This is a genomic window from Pelagibacterium sediminicola, assembly GCF_003390885.1.
Taxonomy (GTDB): Bacteria; Pseudomonadota; Alphaproteobacteria; order Rhizobiales; family Devosiaceae; genus Pelagibacterium; species Pelagibacterium sediminicola.
Map to the genome: position 1 here is coordinate 227,403 of NZ_QMEL01000001.1, position 18,110 is coordinate 245,512.

At 64.5% G+C, this 18,110-nt stretch carries 19 protein-coding genes and 1 tRNA gene; 9 read left to right on the top strand and 11 right to left on the bottom strand.

The genetic code is table 11. The features are described 5' to 3' along the window. Nucleotides 1–45 precede the first annotated feature (45 nt). From DQG18_RS01055 to DQG18_RS01100, 10 genes are all read right to left on the bottom strand, one after another. The gene (locus DQG18_RS01055; RefSeq protein WP_116652366.1) at nucleotides 46–474 is read right to left on the bottom strand and encodes a YciI family protein; all 429 of its coding nucleotides are present in this window, start codon (nucleotides 472–474) and stop codon (nucleotides 46–48) included. 129 nt (nucleotides 475–603) lie between these two features. Further along, the gene (gene pnp, locus DQG18_RS01060) at nucleotides 604–2,739 is read right to left on the bottom strand and encodes a polyribonucleotide nucleotidyltransferase (protein WP_116652367.1); all 2,136 of its coding nucleotides are present in this window, start codon (nucleotides 2,737–2,739) and stop codon (nucleotides 604–606) included. Nucleotides 2,740–3,039: 300 nt separating this feature from the next. Continuing rightward, nucleotides 3,040–3,309 (bottom strand): 30S ribosomal protein S15, encoded by a 270-nt coding sequence (rpsO, locus tag DQG18_RS01065; protein ID WP_116652368.1) that lies wholly within the window; start codon nucleotides 3,307–3,309, stop codon nucleotides 3,040–3,042. Between the two features lie 154 nt (nucleotides 3,310–3,463). Further along, entirely contained in the window at nucleotides 3,464–5,209 is a 1,746-nt protein-coding gene (locus DQG18_RS01070; RefSeq protein ID WP_116652369.1) for a sensor histidine kinase, read from the bottom strand. 78 nt (nucleotides 5,210–5,287) lie between these two features. Beyond that, the gene (gene truB / locus DQG18_RS01075; protein WP_116652370.1) at nucleotides 5,288–6,205 is read right to left on the bottom strand and encodes a tRNA pseudouridine(55) synthase TruB; all 918 of its coding nucleotides are present in this window, start codon (nucleotides 6,203–6,205) and stop codon (nucleotides 5,288–5,290) included. A gap of 12 nt (nucleotides 6,206–6,217) precedes the next feature. Next, a complete protein-coding gene (rbfA, locus tag DQG18_RS01080) occupies nucleotides 6,218–6,625 on the bottom strand; it encodes a 30S ribosome-binding factor RbfA (RefSeq protein ID WP_116652371.1) in 408 nt (135 codons plus the stop codon). Nucleotides 6,626–6,656: 31 nt separating this feature from the next. After that, nucleotides 6,657–7,529, bottom strand: coding sequence for a Rossmann-fold NAD(P)-binding domain-containing protein (locus tag DQG18_RS01085; protein WP_116652777.1), 873 nt, complete (start codon nucleotides 7,527–7,529; stop codon nucleotides 6,657–6,659). Continuing rightward, nucleotides 7,526–8,644 (bottom strand): tRNA epoxyqueuosine(34) reductase QueG, encoded by a 1,119-nt coding sequence (gene queG / locus DQG18_RS01090; protein WP_116652372.1) that lies wholly within the window; start codon nucleotides 8,642–8,644, stop codon nucleotides 7,526–7,528. Before queG ends, DQG18_RS01085 begins: the two co-directional genes overlap by 4 nt. After that, on the bottom strand, nucleotides 8,641–9,321 hold the full coding sequence (locus tag DQG18_RS01095) for a glutathione S-transferase family protein (RefSeq protein ID WP_116652373.1): 681 nt from the start codon (nucleotides 9,319–9,321) through the stop codon (nucleotides 8,641–8,643). The genes queG and DQG18_RS01095 overlap by 4 nt, the downstream gene beginning before the upstream one ends. Before the next feature lie 140 nt (nucleotides 9,322–9,461). After that, nucleotides 9,462–10,427, bottom strand: a complete 966-nt coding sequence (locus DQG18_RS01100) for a complex I NDUFA9 subunit family protein (protein WP_116652374.1) — start codon at nucleotides 10,425–10,427, stop codon at nucleotides 9,462–9,464. 183 nt (nucleotides 10,428–10,610) lie between these two features. Between DQG18_RS01100 and DQG18_RS01105 the strand changes: the two genes are divergently transcribed. The 9 genes from DQG18_RS01105 (at nucleotide 10,611) to fabB (ending at nucleotide 17,313) form a co-directional block, all read left to right on the top strand. Then, nucleotides 10,611–10,961: a GFA family protein gene (locus DQG18_RS01105; protein WP_116652375.1), complete on the top strand. Its 351-nt coding sequence runs from the start codon at nucleotides 10,611–10,613 to the stop codon at nucleotides 10,959–10,961. A gap of 70 nt (nucleotides 10,962–11,031) precedes the next feature. Next, nucleotides 11,032–11,118 (top strand) — tRNA-Leu (locus DQG18_RS01110). A gap of 107 nt (nucleotides 11,119–11,225) precedes the next feature. After that, on the top strand, nucleotides 11,226–11,840 hold the full coding sequence (locus DQG18_RS01115; RefSeq protein ID WP_116652778.1) for a ribonuclease D: 615 nt from the start codon (nucleotides 11,226–11,228) through the stop codon (nucleotides 11,838–11,840). Between the two features lie 20 nt (nucleotides 11,841–11,860). Beyond that, nucleotides 11,861–12,526: a hypothetical protein gene (locus tag DQG18_RS01120; protein ID WP_116652376.1), complete on the top strand. Its 666-nt coding sequence runs from the start codon at nucleotides 11,861–11,863 to the stop codon at nucleotides 12,524–12,526. Continuing rightward, on the top strand, nucleotides 12,523–13,041 hold the full coding sequence (locus tag DQG18_RS01125) for an LptA/OstA family protein (RefSeq protein ID WP_116652377.1): 519 nt from the start codon (nucleotides 12,523–12,525) through the stop codon (nucleotides 13,039–13,041). Before DQG18_RS01120 ends, DQG18_RS01125 begins: the two co-directional genes overlap by 4 nt. Beyond that, nucleotides 13,038–13,790 carry an LPS export ABC transporter ATP-binding protein gene (lptB, locus tag DQG18_RS01130; protein ID WP_116652378.1) on the top strand — a complete coding sequence of 251 codons (753 nt, stop codon included), beginning with the start codon at nucleotides 13,038–13,040 and terminating at the stop codon, nucleotides 13,788–13,790. Before DQG18_RS01125 ends, lptB begins: the two co-directional genes overlap by 4 nt. Before the next feature lie 100 nt (nucleotides 13,791–13,890). Then, the gene (rpoN, locus tag DQG18_RS01135) at nucleotides 13,891–15,390 is read left to right on the top strand and encodes an RNA polymerase factor sigma-54 (protein ID WP_116652379.1); all 1,500 of its coding nucleotides are present in this window, start codon (nucleotides 13,891–13,893) and stop codon (nucleotides 15,388–15,390) included. 133 nt (nucleotides 15,391–15,523) lie between these two features. Further along, nucleotides 15,524–16,039, top strand: a complete 516-nt coding sequence (fabA, locus tag DQG18_RS01140; RefSeq protein ID WP_116652380.1) for a 3-hydroxyacyl-[acyl-carrier-protein] dehydratase FabA — start codon at nucleotides 15,524–15,526, stop codon at nucleotides 16,037–16,039. Between the two features lie 44 nt (nucleotides 16,040–16,083). Then, nucleotides 16,084–17,313, top strand: a complete 1,230-nt coding sequence (gene fabB, locus DQG18_RS01145) for a beta-ketoacyl-ACP synthase I (RefSeq protein ID WP_116652381.1) — start codon at nucleotides 16,084–16,086, stop codon at nucleotides 17,311–17,313. 55 nt (nucleotides 17,314–17,368) lie between these two features. On the opposite strand, the gene DQG18_RS01150 is transcribed toward fabB, so the two are convergent. Further along, nucleotides 17,369–18,103 carry a HesA/MoeB/ThiF family protein gene (locus tag DQG18_RS01150; protein WP_116652382.1) on the bottom strand — a complete coding sequence of 245 codons (735 nt, stop codon included), beginning with the start codon at nucleotides 18,101–18,103 and terminating at the stop codon, nucleotides 17,369–17,371. Nucleotides 18,104–18,110 lie beyond the last annotated feature (7 nt).

Consider the following 18,110-nt stretch of genomic DNA (forward strand, 5'->3'; position numbering starts at 1 on the left):
GGTGTTTCCATCAAAATCTGAAACGAGCCGGCAAAAAACCGTTTTTCAGTCTTGACGCTGTTGGGCCGCCATCGCCGCCTCGACCTTCCTGTGCTGCTCATAGCCTTCGCCTTCGGTGGCGAAATCCTCGAGCTCGTAGAGCTGGCGGATCTCGAAGCGGTCCTGTCCGTGAGCGATCGGACATCTGGCGACCCAGTCGATGGCCTCCTTGAGCGAGGCGCACTCCCAGAGCCAGAATCCGGCGATCACTTCCTTGATTTCGGCGAACGGGCCGTCGGTGACCAGCGGCTTGCCGTCCCTCACCTGGACGCGGGCGCCCCTTGCGGTCGGCATCAGCCCCGCGCCGCCCTCGCGCATGATACCGGCCTTGACCAGTTCCTCATTGTACTTGCCCATGGCAAGCAGCAGACCCTCTTCCGGCTCGGCGCCTTTTTCGGTATCGGGCGATGCCTTTATCATGACCATGAAGCGCATGGTTTTCTCTCCTTCAAAACGCTCTACGATAAACGACGCGCCGGTGAGCGCCCGACCGACATGGCAGCATAAAAAAAGCCCGGCGCGTCGAAACGCGCCGGGCCGATATGGGTAGGATGGCGGACTGCCTCAGTCCCCGTTGTCGTCCCCGGTCTTTTCCTTGCCGGTCTCCTGGTCGACGACCTTCATCGAGAGGCGCACCTTGCCGCGCTCGTCAAAGCCAAGCAGCTTGACCCACACCTTGTCGCCTTCCTTGACGACGTCGGTGGTCTTGCCCACGCGCTGGTCGGCGAGCTGGGAGATGTGCACGAGCCCGTCGCGCGAACCGAAGAAATTGACGAAAGCGCCGAAATCGGCGGTCTTGACCACGGTGCCCTGATAGATGGCGTTGACCTCGGGCTCGTCGGTGATCGACTTGATCCACTTGATGGCGGCATCGATCTGCTTGCCATCCGAAGACGAGACCTTCACCGTGCCATCGTCCTCGATATTGACCTTGGCGCCGGTCTTTTCGACGATCTCGCGGATCACCTTGCCGCCGGTGCCGATCACTTCGCGGATCTTGTCGGTCGGGATCTTGAGGGTTTCGATGCGCGGGGCGAATTCGCCCACTTCGGCGCGCGCGGTGTCGATGGCCTTGGCCATCTCGGCGAGGATATGGGTGCGGCCGCCCTTGGCCTGCGCCAGCGCGATCTTCATGATCTCCTCGGTGATCCCGGCGATCTTGATGTCCATCTGCAGGCTGGTGACGCCATCGGCGGTGCCGGCCACCTTGAAGTCCATGTCGCCCAGATGGTCCTCGTCACCAAGGATGTCCGAGAGGACAGCGAATTTCTCGCCCTCAAGGATCAGGCCCATGGCAATACCGGCCACCGCCTTTTTCATCGGCACGCCCGCATCCATCAGCGCAAGCGAGGTGCCGCACACGGTCGCCATCGAGGACGAGCCGTTCGATTCGGTGATTTCCGAAACGACGCGCAGCGTATAGGGGAACTCTTCGGCCGAGGGGCGCACGGGATTGATGGCGCGCCAGGCGAGCTTGCCGTGGCCGATCTCGCGGCGGCCGGGCGAACCCATGCGGCCCGCTTCACCCACCGAATAGGGCGGGAAGTTGTAGTGAAGCAGGAAGTTCTGCTTGTAGGTGCCCTCGAGCGAATCGATGAACTGCTCGTCATCGGCGGTGCCCAGCGTTGCAACGACCAGCGCCTGGGTTTCACCACGCGTGAAAATGGCCGAACCGTGGGTGCGGGGCAGGACGCCGACCTCGGAGACGATGGGACGGACCGTTTCCAGATCGCGCCCGTCGATGCGGGTCTTGGTGTCGAGGATGTTCCAGCGTACGACCTTGGCCTGGAGCGACTTGAAGACCGCGCCGACCTGTTCGGGCGTATACCGGCCCTCGCCCTCTTCGGGCAGGAAGTGCGCCTTGACCTTGGCCTTGGCGGCATCGACCGCGCCATAGCGGGTCTGCTTGTCGGTGTTCTTGTAGGCGTCGCGCAGTTCGGCTTCGATGAAGGCGAGCATTTCGGTTTCAAGCGCCGACTGGTCCTCGGGCTCGAACTCGCGCGGCTCCTTGGCGGCCAGCTCGGCCAGCTTGATGATCGCATCGATCACCTTCTGGCTCTGGGCGTGGCCGAACATCACCGCGCCCAGCATCACTTCCTCGGAAAGCTCCTTGGCTTCCGACTCAACCATCAACACGGCGTCGGCGGTGCCGGCCATGATGAGGTCGAGCTTTGAATCCGACCGCCTGTCGATGGGCGTGTTGAGCACGTATTCGCCGTCAATGTAGCCCACGCGCGCCGCACCGATCGGGCCCATGAAGGGAATTCCCGAGATGGTCAGTGCAGCCGAGGCCGCAACCATCGCCAGAACGTCAGGCTCATTTTCCAGATCGTGCTGGAGCGTGGTGATGATGACCTGGGTTTCGTGCTTGTATCCGGCGGGAAACAGCGGGCGGATCGGGCGGTCGATGAGGCGCGAGGTGAGCGTCTCGGCTTCGGTCGGGCGGCCTTCGCGCTTGAAATAGCCCCCGGGGATCTTGCCCGCGGCGAAGTATTTTTCCTGGTAGTTGACGGTCAGCGGGAAGAAATCGATGCCTGCCTTGGGCTCTTTTGCCGAAACCACGGTGGCGAGCACGACGGTCTCGCCCAGCGTTGCGACCACCGCACCATCGGCCTGACGGGCGACCTTGCCGGTTTCGAGCGTCAGGGGCTGGCCGCCCCAGTCGAGTTCGACCTTGTGATAATCGAAATTGATAGCCATTGGCTTTCGTCCTTTCAACGCGCCCCTCACCCGGCCGGTTCATCGCCGGCGCGGGAAACGGGGGCAGCATAAAGGGCCGGGACGCCCTCTGGACGGAACATGGACAAGATGGCGAGGAACTCCGGCAAGATTTGGGTTTGCGAAGTTCCCGGCGATCCTGCCATGCCCCAAAAGGGGCGCCAGGCCGGTTGCGCCGGATTTTTCCGGCTTTTACGAGCGGTCCCGGCTCCATGCCGGAAAGCGCCTGTTCAAAACGCCGATGCGGGGCCGGTGGCCGGTCCCGCATCGCAAGATTTTCGTTCAGCGGCGGATGCCGAGCCTTCCGATCAGGCTCTGGTAGCGCGCCTCGTCGCCGCGCTTGACATAGTCGAGCAGCGAGCGGCGGGTGGAAACGAGTTTGAGAAGCCCGCGGCGGGAATGATTGTCCTTGGCGTGGCCCTTGAAGTGCTCGGTCAGGTTGTTGATGCGTTCGGTGAGGATCGCAACCTGAACTTCGGGCGAACCGGTGTCGCCGGCCTTGGTTGCATATTCGGCAATCAGCGCAGCCTTGCGCTCGGGAGTGATCGACATCGGGAGTCCTTTCTATTCAAGGAGGAAAAGCCGCCATAGCCGGGATGTCGTCCAGGTATGGCCTTATGAACCGGGCGGGCGATGCCGCGCCGATCGGGGTCCCTATAGGGCAAATGGGGCAAAAAGAGAAGCGCTTATTTCCGCGCCGCCCCTGTCAGACCTCGCCGCTATCGGGCTCGTCCTCGATTCCGGCGGGCTGGCGGTCGGGATCGATCTCGGCGAGCGGGATCGAGAACACCCATTCGATGCCATCGTCGTGAATGCGGCGTTCGACGTCGGCCTTGAGCGCACCGCTCACCATGGTCTTGAGCACCACCGTACCGAACCCCTTGCGCTCGCGCGGCGGGGCAAAGCCGGGTACCGTCTCACGCCACGAAACATGGAGCCTGCCGGCGCCCGCGCGGTTCCAGTCCACCACCAGCGTGCCGTCGGGCGCCGAAAAGGCACCGTATTTGGCCGCGTTGGTTGCCAGTTCATGGACGGCCATGCCCAATACCTGCGCCGACTGCACGTTCAGCAGGATATTGGGGCCCGTCTTTGTGACGCGCGCCGGATTTTCGGGCCGGAAGGGATCGATCTGGGCGCTGATCAACTCGCGCAGCCCGATCCCCTGGGTGCCGTGGGTCAAAAGCAGGTCGGTGGAACGCGCCAGCCCGTAGATGCGATGCTGGAAGCCCTCGACGAACTGCTCGACCGTCTCGGCCCCTTGCGCCGTCTGCTTGGCCATGGCCGAGATGACCGTCAACTGGTTCTTGGAGCGATGCGCAACCTCGCGCATCAGGAACCGCACCTCGGTTTCGGCGCTCTTGCGCTGACGGGCGGCATCGGCCAGCGCCTGGGAAACCTGGGAAAGCTCGAGTACGGGATAATAGGTGGGCTCGAAATCGGCGCCGGAGCCGAGCCGCTTGGCTTCGCGCGCCAGCCCGCGCACCGAGCGCGCGATGCGGCGCGCAAGGATGAAGACGGCGATTGCGGCGATGCCGATGAGCGCCGCTCCACCCGCCAGCAGCCACAAAAGCGATGAGCGCAACGGCTGCTGAACCACCCAGACCGGCGCCCAGGCGACCACATACCAGCCCGAAAGGATCGAGCGCTGGGTGATGGTCCTGTAGCTTTCGCCGTCGATCGGCCGCTCGCGCCAGCGCATCGAGGTGCCGGTGCCTTCGAGCAGGGGAACGAACAGCGTGTCGCCTACCACGGCACTGTCCTGGGAAGCGGCGATGACCCGGTTGTGCCCGTCGACCAGCGCGACGTGCCAGCCCTGCGGCAGTTCGCGGGTCAAAAGCGCGGTGGAAAGGCTGGAGGCTTCCTGGGTGAGGATCACCACCTGGTCTTCGTTGGGCGGCTCCCGGCGCATCATGACGTTGAACACGTAACGATCGGCCGTGGCCCCGAAAAACAGCTCGGAAACGATGGCGTCGGGGGTCGCAAAAGCACGAAGTGCCGACTGGGGGTCGGACATAGGTCCCAGCGGCGCGCCGTAGGCGACGCGGGTGTTGATCAACTGCCTGAGGGCTGTATCCACGAGGAGAAGGTTCGATCCCGTACCGGCCAGCGCGGCCTGCACGTGGGCGTGATAGGCTGCCAGGTCGCCTTCGAGCAGGGATTCGGCGCGGGCGAGAACGCGCAGGGTCGTGATCATCCCGGCGATTTCGCGCTCGACCGCCTGCACCACCGAACGGGTGGTGGCGACGGTGAAGGTCTCGACGATCTCCTCCTGGGCGACGTTGTGGCGCTGGAGCAGAACGGCGGTGAATCCCAGGATCGGCACGACGAGCACGCCAACGAGCACGATCAGATAGATCAGAACCGGATAGGACCGGCGCAAGGGGGGCTTTGGTGGCACGGCGGTCCGGTCCCCGTTCTGCGGCGCGGGTTTTTCCGCTGCGTTTACGCTCATTCCGGGTCCGTCCGAAAACCTCGACTTGAGCGCCAAGAGGTAACCTGTCAGCCCGCCCGGGTAAAGGTCATAAGCCGGTCAGCCACCCGCAAGGATGACGCGGCGGGGCTTGAACTGGCCCTTTTCGACAAAACCGACCGCCACCGCCTCGCCCCGGCAGCTCGCCCAGGCCTCCTCGAGCGCGACCGGCGCATCCCGCCCGGTCAGAAGCACCGGATTGCCCAGCCGGATCGTTGCCGCCTGACGCTCATCGAGCCTTATTTCGGGCAGGTCGAACAGCCCGGCGGCGACCGGGAGGAGGAACTGGTCCCGCGCAGCGCCCTCGAGGGCCTCGATGCTCTCAAGGCTGACCGCCATCTCGTCGGAAAATTCGCCTACCCGCGCGCGGTGCAGCGCGCCGACATGGCCCCTGGTCCCGAGCGCTTCGGCGATATCGCGGGCCAATGCGCGCACATAGGTGCCCTTGGCGCAGGTGACCGCAAGGCGCGATCTTTCGGGGCCGTGGGAGACGATCTCGATCGTCTCGATCTCGACCTCGCGGGGCGGCATCTGGGGCGTTTCACCGGCCCGCGCCAGATCATAGGCGCGCTCGCCCCCGATGCGGATGGCCGAAAAGGCTGGAGGGACCTGCGTGATAAGCCCGGTAAAGCGCGGCAGGACCGCTTCGAGCGCGGCCCTTTCGGGACGCACGTCGGAGGTTGCGATCACCTCGCCCTCGATGTCGTCGGTCGAGGTCTGGCTGCCCCAGACGATATCGAACTGGTAGAGCTTTATGCCGTCCTGCACATAGGGCACGGTCTTGGTGGCTTCGCCGAAGGCGATCGGCAGGATGCCGGTGGCCAAGGGGTCGAGGGTTCCGGCGTGTCCGGCCTTTTTGGCGCCATAGAGCCAGCGCAGCTTGCCCACCGCCTCAGTCGAGGACATGTCATAGGGCTTGGAAAAGACCAGCCAGCCCGAGAGATTGCGCTTTGGGCGCTTTTGCGGAGCCTGGCTCACCGGTCGGTTTCCTTATTCTTCTTCGTCGTCGCGCGCCTCGAGATCGCGCCGCACGCGATCCGAGCGCAGGATGGCATCGATCCGGCCATATTCATCGAAGGTCGTGTCGACGAAAAAGCGGAATTCGGGCGCGTATTTGAGGTTGAGCAGCGGGGCCACCCGGCCACGGATGAATTTTGCGTGGGTATTGAGCGCATCCACCACATCGGCGGTATTTTCCCCGCCCAGCGGCATCACATAGACATTGGCGATCCGCAGATCGGGGGTCATGCGCACTTCGGGGACGGTGATCGTGCTCACCTCGAGCAGCGGGTCGATGATCTCGCCGCGCTGCAACAGGGACGCGATTTCATGCCGCACGCGTTCTGCAACGCGCAGCATGCGCTGGGACGGTGCCGATGTCTTTGCCTTCTTAGCCATGGGCGCGAGATAAGCTTCTCTTGGGCCCCCGTCAACGCCCACTTTCCGCCGCAAGGATGGCGGCGAGCCCGTCGCGATAGGTGGGATGGCCCATTGCATAGCCCAGCGCGGCCTTGATCTTGCCGTTGGCGACGCGGCGGTTGCCGGCATAAAACGAGCGCACGAGCGGGGGGAGATCGGCGGTGTCGAAATCGGTTTCGGGCGGCGGATCGATGCCCAGCAGGGCCGCCGCGTGGCAAACCACGTCCTGGGGCGGCGCCGGTTCGTCATCGGCAATATTGAAAATACCCTCAAGCCCCCGTGCGGCGGCCAGCGCCGTGATCTCGCCGATATCGGCGTTATGGATGCGGTTGAAGACCTGTCCGGGCTTGACGATCCGCCGTGCGGTGCCGGCGCGGAGCTTGTCGAAAGCCGACCGGCCCGGCCCGTAAATCCCGGCCAGCCGCAGGATGGCCAGCGGCACCCCGCGACTTTGGGCGAGCGCCTGCCATTGCGCTTCGGCCTTCAGCCGCCAGTCGATGCGCGCATTGAGGGCCCGGGTCGGGAAACTCTCGTCGATCCAATCCCCGCCCGCATCGCCATAAACCCCGATGGTGGAGTAATAGCCGATCCATTGCAGGTCTTTCGCCCTTTCGACGATCCCGGAGGCCGCATCGAGCACCGGGTCGCCGCCCGCACCGGGCGCGATCGACACCAGAATGTGGGTCGCCCCGAGGATCGCGTCCTCCAAAGCCGGGTCGGGAGCGCCGTCAAAAAGGTGGGCGGCAATGCCCAGCGCGTCGAGACGGGCGGCTTTTGCCGGGTCGCGGGTGGTGCCCGCAACCCTTGCCGTGGGGTTGCGCCATCTTATCGCCTCGATGGCCGCCAGCCCCGAAAAGCCCGCACCAAAGACCAGAACGTTCAGTTGCTCCATTCCGCCCTCACTCCGGGATCGGTTTCCACCGCCCGTGCCGTTGCCTTGCGTGCGCCCGCCTCGCCGGGATCGAGCTTTTTGAGCGCCCAGACCGCCATCCCCCTGATCAGCGGGTCGGGGTGATCGAGAAATTTTCGCACACGCGGCAGGTGGGTCCTGTCCCCGCTGTTGCCCGCCGCGACCAGCCCGTTGCGCATCAGCCGCGCCCAGCCCAGCCGCCGGACCGGGGTACCGGAAAACGCGCGGCGAAAAGCCGGATCGTCGAGCGCGAGCAGGTCGGCAAGGCTCAGATCGGCGATTTCGTCGCGCGCCTGAAGCTTTGCCTCGCGCGCGCTGCTTGCGAACTTGTTCCACGGGCAGATCGCCAGGCAATCGTCGCACCCGAACACCCGGTTGCCCATGGGCTCGCGCATTGCGAGCGGGATCTGGCCCTTGTGCTCGACCGAATAATAGGCAAGGCACTTGCGGGCATCGAGCTGGAAGGGCGCGGGGAAGGCATCGGTGGGGCAGACATCGAGGCACCGCGTGCAGGTGCCGCAGCTTTCGGCGTGCGGGGCATCGGGGGGCAGGTCGGCGCTGGTATAGATCGCGCCCAGAAAGAGCCACGAGCCGTACTGGCGCGACACCAGCACCGTATGCTTGCCCTGCCAGCCGAGCCCGGCCGCTTCGGCCAAGGGCTTTTCCATCACCGGGGCTGTATCGACGAACACCTTGACCTCGGCCCCGGCGCGGCGGGCCAGAAGCCCGGCCAGCTCCTTTATCTTGCCCTTGACCACATCGTGGTAGTCGCGCATCTGGGCGTAGGCGGAAATATTGGCGAGCCTCGTGTCGGCGAGCCGGCCAAGGGGATCGGTCCGGGGGCCGTAATTGATCCCCACCATGATGACCGAGCGCACATCGGCCCAGAGGTTTTGCGGCCGGGCGCGGCGCTCCGCGGTTTCGGCCATCCATTCCATGTCGCCGTGCCAGCCGCGGGCCAGCGCGGTGTGCAATTTATCCTCCAGATCGGGCCGGGCCGAGGCCGGCGCGATGCCGAAGGCGTCAAAACCCAGAGCAGAGGCGCGGGCGCGCAGCTCCCGGACGATGCTCTGGACGTCTGCGCTCAAAAATCGAGGTCCGCATAGGCGGGCGCGGCGGGCATGCCGACCACGCGGTCGGCAAGCAGCGGGCGGAAGGCGGGGCGCGACTTGATGCGCGCGTACCAGTCCTTGGCGTCCCCCGCCCTGGCCCAGTCGATATCGCCCATATAGTCGAGGACCGAAAAATGGGCGGCGAGTGCGAAATCGGCCACCGTCATCACCTCCCCGGCCAGCCAGCGGCGGGTTGCGAGCAGCCAGGAGAAATAGGCCAGATGTTCGTTGAGATTGGCCTTGGCGATGCGCAGCACGGCGGGGTCTGGCGCGCCCGAACGCAAATCGCGCTTGATGAGCTTTTCCTCAAGCAGATAGGTCGTCACTTCCGCGTTGAGCTTCAAAAGCACCCATTCGAGCAGCCGCCAGGTTTCGGCGCGCTGGCCGGGGTGCTCGGGCAAAAGCGGTTCGATGTGGTTTTCCGGGCCAAAATTGGCCTCGACATGGGAAATCGCGGCCAGAACCCCGACGACGGGCGCAAACGGCTCGTCGAGCATCACCGGCACGGTGGCGGCGGGGTTGATGTCGAGAAAATCGGGATCGCGCCGCCAGGGCGCGGTATCGACCAGCTCCACTTCGATGCCGTATTCGGCGAGCATGAGGCGGATGATGCGCGAATTGGGATCGAGCTTGTGATGCAAAAGCTGGGGCATGGGCGGCGCTTCTCGCTCCCGGACAACACGTGATCGCTGTGGATTTAGCCGCCCGTCATGGGCGTCAATCAAGGTCTTTTTATGCCCCGGCTCCTGTTATGCCGCCAATTGGCCATTATCGGTTAAGCGCCTGTTAACGCTCAGGCCGCGATCCGGCGGTCGAACTCGCCATGCTTGCGGAAGCGCCACAGATAGGTCGGGATCACCGCATCGATCGTCGTGGGGGTGACCCCGAGCGCCAAAAGCGTGCGTTTTGCCCTTGCCGCGTCCTGCGACACCACATTGTCGATGCCCAGCTGAACCACCTGATCGGAGGTGAGGAGCGGGCGCGGCAGGATAGCGGCCAGCGACGCCATCAGTTTCGCCATTCCCGCAGGCAGGGCCACGAGCGGGCGATTGCGCAGCGTTTCGGCGTTCACGCGCTCGAGAATTTCCCGCATGGTCACGACTTCCGGCCCGCCGAACTCATAGACCGCCCCCGGCTTGCCCGCGCCCTGGACGAGATTGGCCATCGCCTCGGCGACGTTGCCGACATGGACGGGCTGGAATTTCGTCTCGCCGTGGATGACCGGCAGGACAGGGGACATGCGGGCGAGCATCCCGAAGAGATTGAAGAAATTGTCGTCCTGCCCGAAGATGAGAGAGGGGCGCACGATGATGGCGCCGGGGAAGGCCTTGAGCGCTTCGGCCTCACCGGCAGCTTTTGAGCGGGCATAGGCCGAGGGCGAACCGGCGTCCGCGCCGATGGCCGACATGTGGATCAGGCGTTCGGCACCCGCCGCCTTGGCCGCCTCGGCGACGTTTTTGGCGCCCATGGCCTGAACGGCACGGAATTTCTGGCGGCCCTTTTCAAAAAGAATGCCCACCAGATTGATGACCACGGATGATCCGCGCGCGGCGGCAAGCACCGACTGGGGGTAGCGCAGATTGGCCTGAACCGGCTGGATCTGGCCCGGAAAGCCGTACATGCGCACATGGCCGGCAAGATCGGGGCGGCGGACGGCGACCCGCACGCTATAGCCGCGCCGGGCGAGTTCCTGCACCAGTTGCGTACCCACAAAACCCGATCCGCCAAAGACCGTGACCAGCTTGCCCGTTTCGCTCATCGGTGAGGTGCCCTGTCTGATAAAATTGTGGCCGATACTGACATCAAAGGCTTTTAGCCCCCGCCCCGCCCGGTTTCAATCGCTTTGATGGCGCAGATGCGCGCCCCTCGAGCGGCGCTTGACCGGGGCAAACTACTTGTTCTATATTTGTTCTGATCTTGACGAAGACACCGGAGGACCTCGATGCCGATCTATGAAGGCAGCTGCCATTGCGGCGCCGTGCGGTTTTCCGCGCAGACCGAACTCGATTCGCTCCTGCGCTGCAACTGTTCGCGCTGCCGGCGTCTGGGCTGGGTGCTGCAACCGGTCCCGGCGGAAAACTTTACGCTGGTGAGCGGAAAGGACCGGCTCACGAGCTATCGCTTCAACAAGAAGGTCATCGATCACACCTTCTGCTCGGTGTGCGGGGTCGAGGCCTTCGCCAATGGCCGGGACCGCGAGGGCAACGCGCTCTATATGGTCAATGTCAACTGCCTTGAGGGCGCAGAGTACGATCCCGATACGGTCACCAGCTTCGACGGCGCTTCTTACTGAAACAAAATCGCCGGCGCCCTCTGCTTCTCATTGACAAACCCCCGGGGCCGCTCTAGTGAGTTGCGCCGTTGCCCGGATGGCGGAATTGGTAGACGCGCCAGCTTCAGGTGCTGGTTCCTGCAAGGGAGTGGAAGTTCGAGTCTTCTTCCGGGCACCATCTCTCGACCCGATATGGTTTTCGCCCTTGCCGGGCTAGGCAAGGGGGTGTTGCCTGTGGCATCAAGCCCGCACCATTCCATAAAGCGCGAGGGAGCGACCGGGATCATGAGCGTGCGGCTGCACAAGGGCGACCTGCCCGATCTTTCCCGCTATGGCCGCCAGGTGGCCATCGACACCGAAACCATGGGGCTCAACCCGGCGCGCGACAGGTTGTGCGTGGTGCAGCTCTCGCCGGGCGACGGCACCGCCGACATCGTCCAGATCGCGCCGGGCCAGACCGATGCTCCAAACATCAAGGCGCTTCTGGCCGATACCGGCGTCACAAAACTCTTTCATTTCGCCCGGTTCGACATGGCCGCGCTTTATGCCGCGTTCGGGGTAATGCCCGAGCCGGTCTATTGCACCAAGATCGCTTCAAAGCTCGTGCGCACCTATACCGACCGGCACGGGTTGAAGGATCTGGCGCGCGAGCTTTTGGGGGTCGATATGTCCAAGCAGCAGCAAAGTTCGGACTGGGGCGCCGAAACGCTGACCCAGGCCCAGCTCGACTACGCGGCCTCGGACGTTCTTTATCTCCACGACATGCGCCGCCATCTCGACCGCATGCTGGCGCGCGAGGACCGGGCCGACATGGCGAAAGCCTGCTTTGACTTCCTGCCCACAAGGGCAAGGCTTGATCTGGCCGGCTGGCCCGAAACCGATATCTTTGCCCATAGCTGATTAAAAAGGGTGAGGTCCCGATGAGCGCGGCAAACCCCGGCATACGGCACGACATCCATGCCCGCCTCGCCCGGCATAACCGGCGCATCGGCGTCCTGCGGGTTGCCGTGCCGGCCCTCGCCTTACTGCTCCTTTCGATCCCGGTGGTCCAGATCGGGGTTTCGATGGTCGCCGATGCCCTGCCGGTCGCCGGGATCAGGCTCGAAAACGATACGCTGGTCATCGCCGCGCCGCGTTTCGAGGGGCGCACGGCGACCGGAACGGTCTACAAGATGAACGCCGAACGCGCCGAAAGCCGGATCGGGGATCTCGACATCGCCGATCTTTACGGGCTCAGGGTCGATCTTGCCGGCGGGGGCGGCTACCGCGCCGAAATCGAATTTTCGACCGCGCAATGGACGATGAGCGCCGAGCGGCTGGTTTCCAACGAGGACGTGCTCGTCACCGATTCGACCGGGGCGGCCGGTGTGCTGGCAGGCGTCGAGGTGGACTGGCCCGGCCAGATCATCACCAGTGACGGGCCGGTGCGTTTCACCTTTTCGGGCGGCAACCGGCTCGATGCGGCAACGATGAGGCACGACATGGGCGGCGCGATCTGGCAGTTTGGCGGCGTGCGCCTGCAGATGATTCCGGCGCCCGACGATGGACAAGAGCGCGACCCCTTCGCCCAGGAGCCTGGCTTATGAAACCGATCCATACGATATTTCTTGCGGTGCTGGCCAGCGCAACGCCCGCCGCGGCCCAGACCGCCGCCGACCCTTCCGGGTTCGGCGGGCTTTCGGCCCAGGCCGACGAACGGGTCAACATTTCCGCCGACGCGCTCGAAATCGCCGAGGACGAGAACACCGCGCTCTTTACCGGCAATGTCGTCATCATCCAGGGCACGATGGAAATGCGTGGCCCCCGGGTGCTGGCGGTCTATGGCGAGGGCGGGCCGAGCGATCTTGAAAACTTCACCGCCTCGGGCGGGCGCATCGACATGATATTTGACGGACAGACCGCCCAGAGCAACGAGGCTTTTTACGATTTTTCCGCCCGCACCCTGACGCTCACCGGCGATGTCGTCGTGGTCAACGCATCGGGCACGGTGGAAAGCCAGCGGCTGGTCATCGACACCCGGGCGGGCACCTCCTCGTTCTCGAGCGGTCCCGGCGCGTCCGGCGGGCGCGTCACCGGCGTCTTCACCCCGGGCGGCGGATGAGCACCAGCGGGGCAAGGATCGACCAGACCGGCTGGCTCGTGGCGCACGGTCTGGCCAAGAGCTTTAAAAAGCGGGCCGTCGTGCGCGACGTCTCGATCGCTGTGCGGCGCGGGGAGGCGGTGGGCCTGCTCGGCCCCAACGGGGCGGGCAAGACCACGGTCTTTACCATGATCATGGGGCTGGTCAGGCCCGACAAGGGCGAAGTGCTGCTCGACGGACTGCCGATCACCCATCTGCCTCTTTACCAGCGCGGACGGCTCGGCATCGGCTATCTGCCCCAGGAAGCCTCGATCTTTCGCGGGCTGAGCGTCAAGGACAACGTCCTCGCCGTCCTCGAAGGCCATATAAGGGACAGGCGCGAACGCCATGCCCGGCTCGATGCGCTGCTCGAGGAATTTTCCGTTTCCCACCTGCGCGACGCGGATGCGCTGGCGCTTTCGGGGGGCGAGCGGCGGCGGGTCGAGATCGCACGGGCGCTGGCCGCCGACCCCAAATTCATGCTGCTCGACGAACCCTTCGCAGGGATCGACCCCATCGCGGTCGCCGATATCCAGGGGCTGGTCAAGCAATTGACGGGACGCGGGATCGGGGTCCTGATCACCGACCATCAGGTGCGCGAGACCTTCCGGCTGGTCGACCGGGCCTACCTCATCCATGGGGGCAAGGTTATGATCCAGGGCCGCCCCGAAACCATCATGGCCGACCCCGACGCAAGGCGGGTCTATCTGGGCGAGAGCTTTACGCTCTAGGCTCGCTCCCGCCAGATGGCACAAAACTTGTATGGGGGAATAGAATCTCCTAGAATCCCCTCTCCGCCCGGTTCTCGATGGCAAGTGGGGATTTTTGATCATGGCGCTATCGCCGCGGCTCGACGTCCGGCAATCCCAGACATTGACGCTGACCCCCCAGTTGATGGCCTCGATCCGGCTTTTGCAGCTCAGCCATCTGGAGCTTTCGGCCTTTGTCGATGCCGAACTGCTGCGCAATCCGCTGCTCGAACGCGAGGATGGCGGCGATGGCGATACCCCGCTCGAGCGCGAGCGGCCCGCCGAGATCGATCCCTATGAGGACGTGGTCGACCAGGGCGCGCAACTGCAAAGCGCCGTCTCGATCGCCGACAGTCTCGACACCGATGTCGCCAACGTCTTTCCCGAACAGTCGGGCCAGGATTCGCTGTCGCAATCGAATATGTGGCCGGAAGGGAAGTCCGCCTATGCCGGGCTCGATGCCCCCGATATCGACCAGTACGTCCCGGCAAAGCCCACGCTTGCCGATCATCTGGCCGGGCAGGTGGCGCTGATCGTCAAGGACCCCGCCGAGCGGCTGATCGCCCGGAGCCTCATCGACAATCTCGACGAGCGCGGCTACCTCGTTGCCGATTGCGCGGGGATCGCCGAACAACTCGGCGCGCCGGTCGAAACGATCGAGGCGGTGCTCGCAAAACTGCAGGGCTGCGATCCGGTGGGGGTTTTCGCGCGCGATCTGGGGGAATGCCTTGCCATCCAGCTCCGCGACAGGAACCGGCTCGACCCCATGATGGCGGGGCTCCTTGCGCGGCTCGAGATGATCGCAAGCCACGATCTTTCGGGGCTGTGCAAGGCGCTGGGGGCCAGCCGGGAGGACCTTGCCGATATGCTGGCCGAATTGCGCGCGCTCGATCCCAAGCCCGGCCGGGCGTTCGATGGCGCGCCGGTCGAGGCGGTGATCCCCGATGTCTTCGTGAGGCGCGGGCCGGGAGGCAACTGGCAGGTCGAGGTCAATGCCGATGTGCTGCCTCGGGTGCTGGTCAACCGCACCTATTACGCCTCGGTCTCGAAAAAGACCCGCGATGCGGGGGAAAAGAGTTTTCTGGTCGATTGCCTTGCAACCGCCAACTGGCTGACGCGGAGCCTTGACCAGCGCGCCCAGACGATCCTCAAGGTCGCGACCGAGATCGTCAAACAACAGGATGGGTTCCTCGAGCGCGGCGTCGCCCACCTCCGCCCCATGACCCTCAAGACGGTCGCCGCTGCCATCGAGATGCACGAATCGACCGTTTCGCGGGTCACCGCCAACAAATATGTCGCGACCCCGCGCGGGCTGTTCGAGATGAAATATTTCTTCACCACCGCGCTCGGTTCGGCCAGCGGCGGCGAGGACCATTCCGCCGAAGCCGTGCGCCACCGCATAAAACAGCTCATCGACGCGGAAAGCCCCACCGCGATCCTTTCGGACGACACGATCGCCGAAACGCTCAAGGCCGAACAGGGGATCGAGGTGGCGCGGCGCACGGTCGCCAAATACCGCGAGGGGATGAACATCGCCTCGTCGGTCGTCCGGCGCCGGCAGAAAAAGGCGCAGATGGCCTGAAGGCGCCCGCCCCGCTCCCGCCCCTCAAGGACCGTGGAAAAGCCCCGCCAGCCTGTGAGCTATACCCAAATGCTCTATTGACCCCCTTGGGCAATGCCCTCTACACAGGTTTGCATTCAACAAAGGGGAGCCCATGGCGGACCGTGCCCATTCCTACGACTACGAAGAGCTTCTGGCCTGCGGGCGCGGAGAGCTGTTCGGGCCGGGCAATGCACAGCTTCCCCTGCCGCCCATGCTCATGTTCGACCGCATCACGCGGATCGATGAGGAGGGGGGCGCGTTTTCGCGCGGCCAGGTGCGCGCCGAGCTCGACGTCACGCCGGACCTGTGGTTCTTCAAATGCCATTTCCACAACGACCCTGTGATGCCGGGTTGTCTGGGGCTCGATGCGCTCTGGCAGATGACCGGGTTTTTCCTCGGCTGGACCGGCTCGCCGGGGCGTGGACGCGCGCTGGCCGGCGAGATCAAGTTCACCGGGCAGATCACCAATGACGTCAAGTCGGTCGAATATGGCGTCGATATCAAGCGCGTCATGCGCTCCAAGCTCACGCTGGGGATCGCGGACGGCTATGTGAAGGCCGACGGGCGCACCATATACGAGGCCAAGGACATGCGGGTCGGCCTTTTTACCGACATGGGCAGCCTTTAAAAGACTCAAGCCAGTTGGCAGGGGCCAGAAAAGAAGAGGCGAAGATGAAGCGCGTTGTCGTCACCGGAATGGGGATCGTTTCCTCGATCGGGAACACTATCCCGGAGGTTCTCGATAGCCTCAAGGCCGCGCGGCCCGGTATTTCGCGCGCCGAGGACTATGTCGAATACGGGTTCCGCTGCCAGGTGCATGGCGCCCCCACGCTCGATCCGTTCTCCGTTCTCGACCGGCGCACGACGCGCTTCATGGCCAAGGGCGCGGCCTGGAACTACATCGCCATGGCCGAAGCCATCGCGATGGCCGGGCTCGAGGAAAAAGACATCAAGAACCCGCGCACCGGGATCGTCATGGGTTCGGGCGGGCCGTCCACCCGCGCGGTGGTCGAGGCCGCCGACATCACCCGCACCAACAAGAGCCCAAGGCGCATCGGGCCGCTGGCCGTGCCCAAGGCGATGAGTTCGACCGCTTCGGCAACGCTGGCCACCGCTTTCGGCATCCTTGGCGTCAACTATTCGATTTCCTCGGCCTGCGCCACCTCCAAGCACTGCATCGGCAATGCTTACGAACAGATTCAGCTCGGCAAGCAGGACATCGTCTTTGCCGGCGGGCACGAGGACCTCGACTGGTCGATGTCGAACCTGTTCGACGCCATGGGCGCGATGAGTTCGAACTTCAACGACACCCCCCAGACCGCCTCGCGCGCCTATGACGCCAATCGCGACGGGTTCGTGATCGCGGGCGGCGCGGGCGTGCTCGTGCTTGAGGAACTCGAACACGCAAAGGCGCGCGGCGCGACGATCTATGGCGAGATCGTCGGCTATGGCGCGACCTCGGATGGCTACGACATGGTCGCCCCCTCCGGCGAGGGCGCGGTGCGCTGCATGAAGATGGCGCTCGAAACGGTCAGGGAAAAGATCGACTACATCAACCCCCACGCCACTTCCACGCCGGTCGGAGACAAAAAGGAGATCGAGGCGCTGCGCGAAGTGTTCGGCAATGAGGACAAGTGCCCGCCCCTTTCGGCCACCAAGTCGCTGACCGGGCATTCGCTGGGCGCAACGGGCGTGCAGGAGTGTATCTATTCACTGCTCATGATGAAGCACCGCTTCATCTGCGAAAGCGCCAATATCGAAACGCTCGACCCCGAATTCGCGGACATGCCCATCCTGCGCCAGCGCCGCGACGACGTGGATCTGGGCATCGTGCTCTCGAACAGCTTTGGTTTCGGCGGCACCAACGCAACGCTGGTCTTCCGGCACCCGGACCTGGTCTGAACCACCCGCTCCTGCGCTGTTTTTCCTTCATCGCCCGTGGGCGATGAGGGAGATATCACGGGCCCTTGCCGTATCGCAGCACCGTCGTCTCCCCGCTTCGTGCGGAATAAACGAGCAGCTTGCCGGTCAGCGGCTCCCCATACCCCACGATCAGTTTCAGCGCCTCATTGGCCATCATCGTCCCCAGCACCCCCGGCAGGACGTTGAGCACGCCCGCCAGTTCGCACGGCGGGCTGTCCTCGGGCGAGGGGTCCTGGGGGTAGAGATCGGCAAAACCGGGGTTGGCGCCGCGGTAGGGCATCAAAACGGTAAGCGCGCCGTCGAACTGGCCCAGCGATCCGGTGACCAGCGGGATTTTCGCCGCCGCGCAGGCCTGGGCGACGAGGCGCTTGGTCGGAAAACTGTCGGTGCCCTCGAGGACCAGATCATAGCCCCCGATGATCCCCGCGGCGTTGTCCTCATCGATCCATTCGGGATGGGCGGTGAACCGCACATGGGGGTTGATCGCGGAAACGAAGCGCTCCGCCCCTTCCGTTTTGAGCGCCCCCGCATCGGCGTCGGAAAAAAGGATCTGGCGCTGCAGGTTGGAGAGCGAAACCGTGTCGGGGTCGACAGCTCCCAGAACGCCCACCCCGGCGGCGGCGAGATAGGCGATGACCGGGCTGCCCAGCCCCCCGACCCCCACGACCAGCACCCGTGCCGCCTTGATCCGTTGCTGGCCCGGTCCCCCGATCCCTTTCAAGACCAGATGGCGGGCGTAACGGGCGCTTTCGTCAGGCGTCAGCGTCATCGCTTTT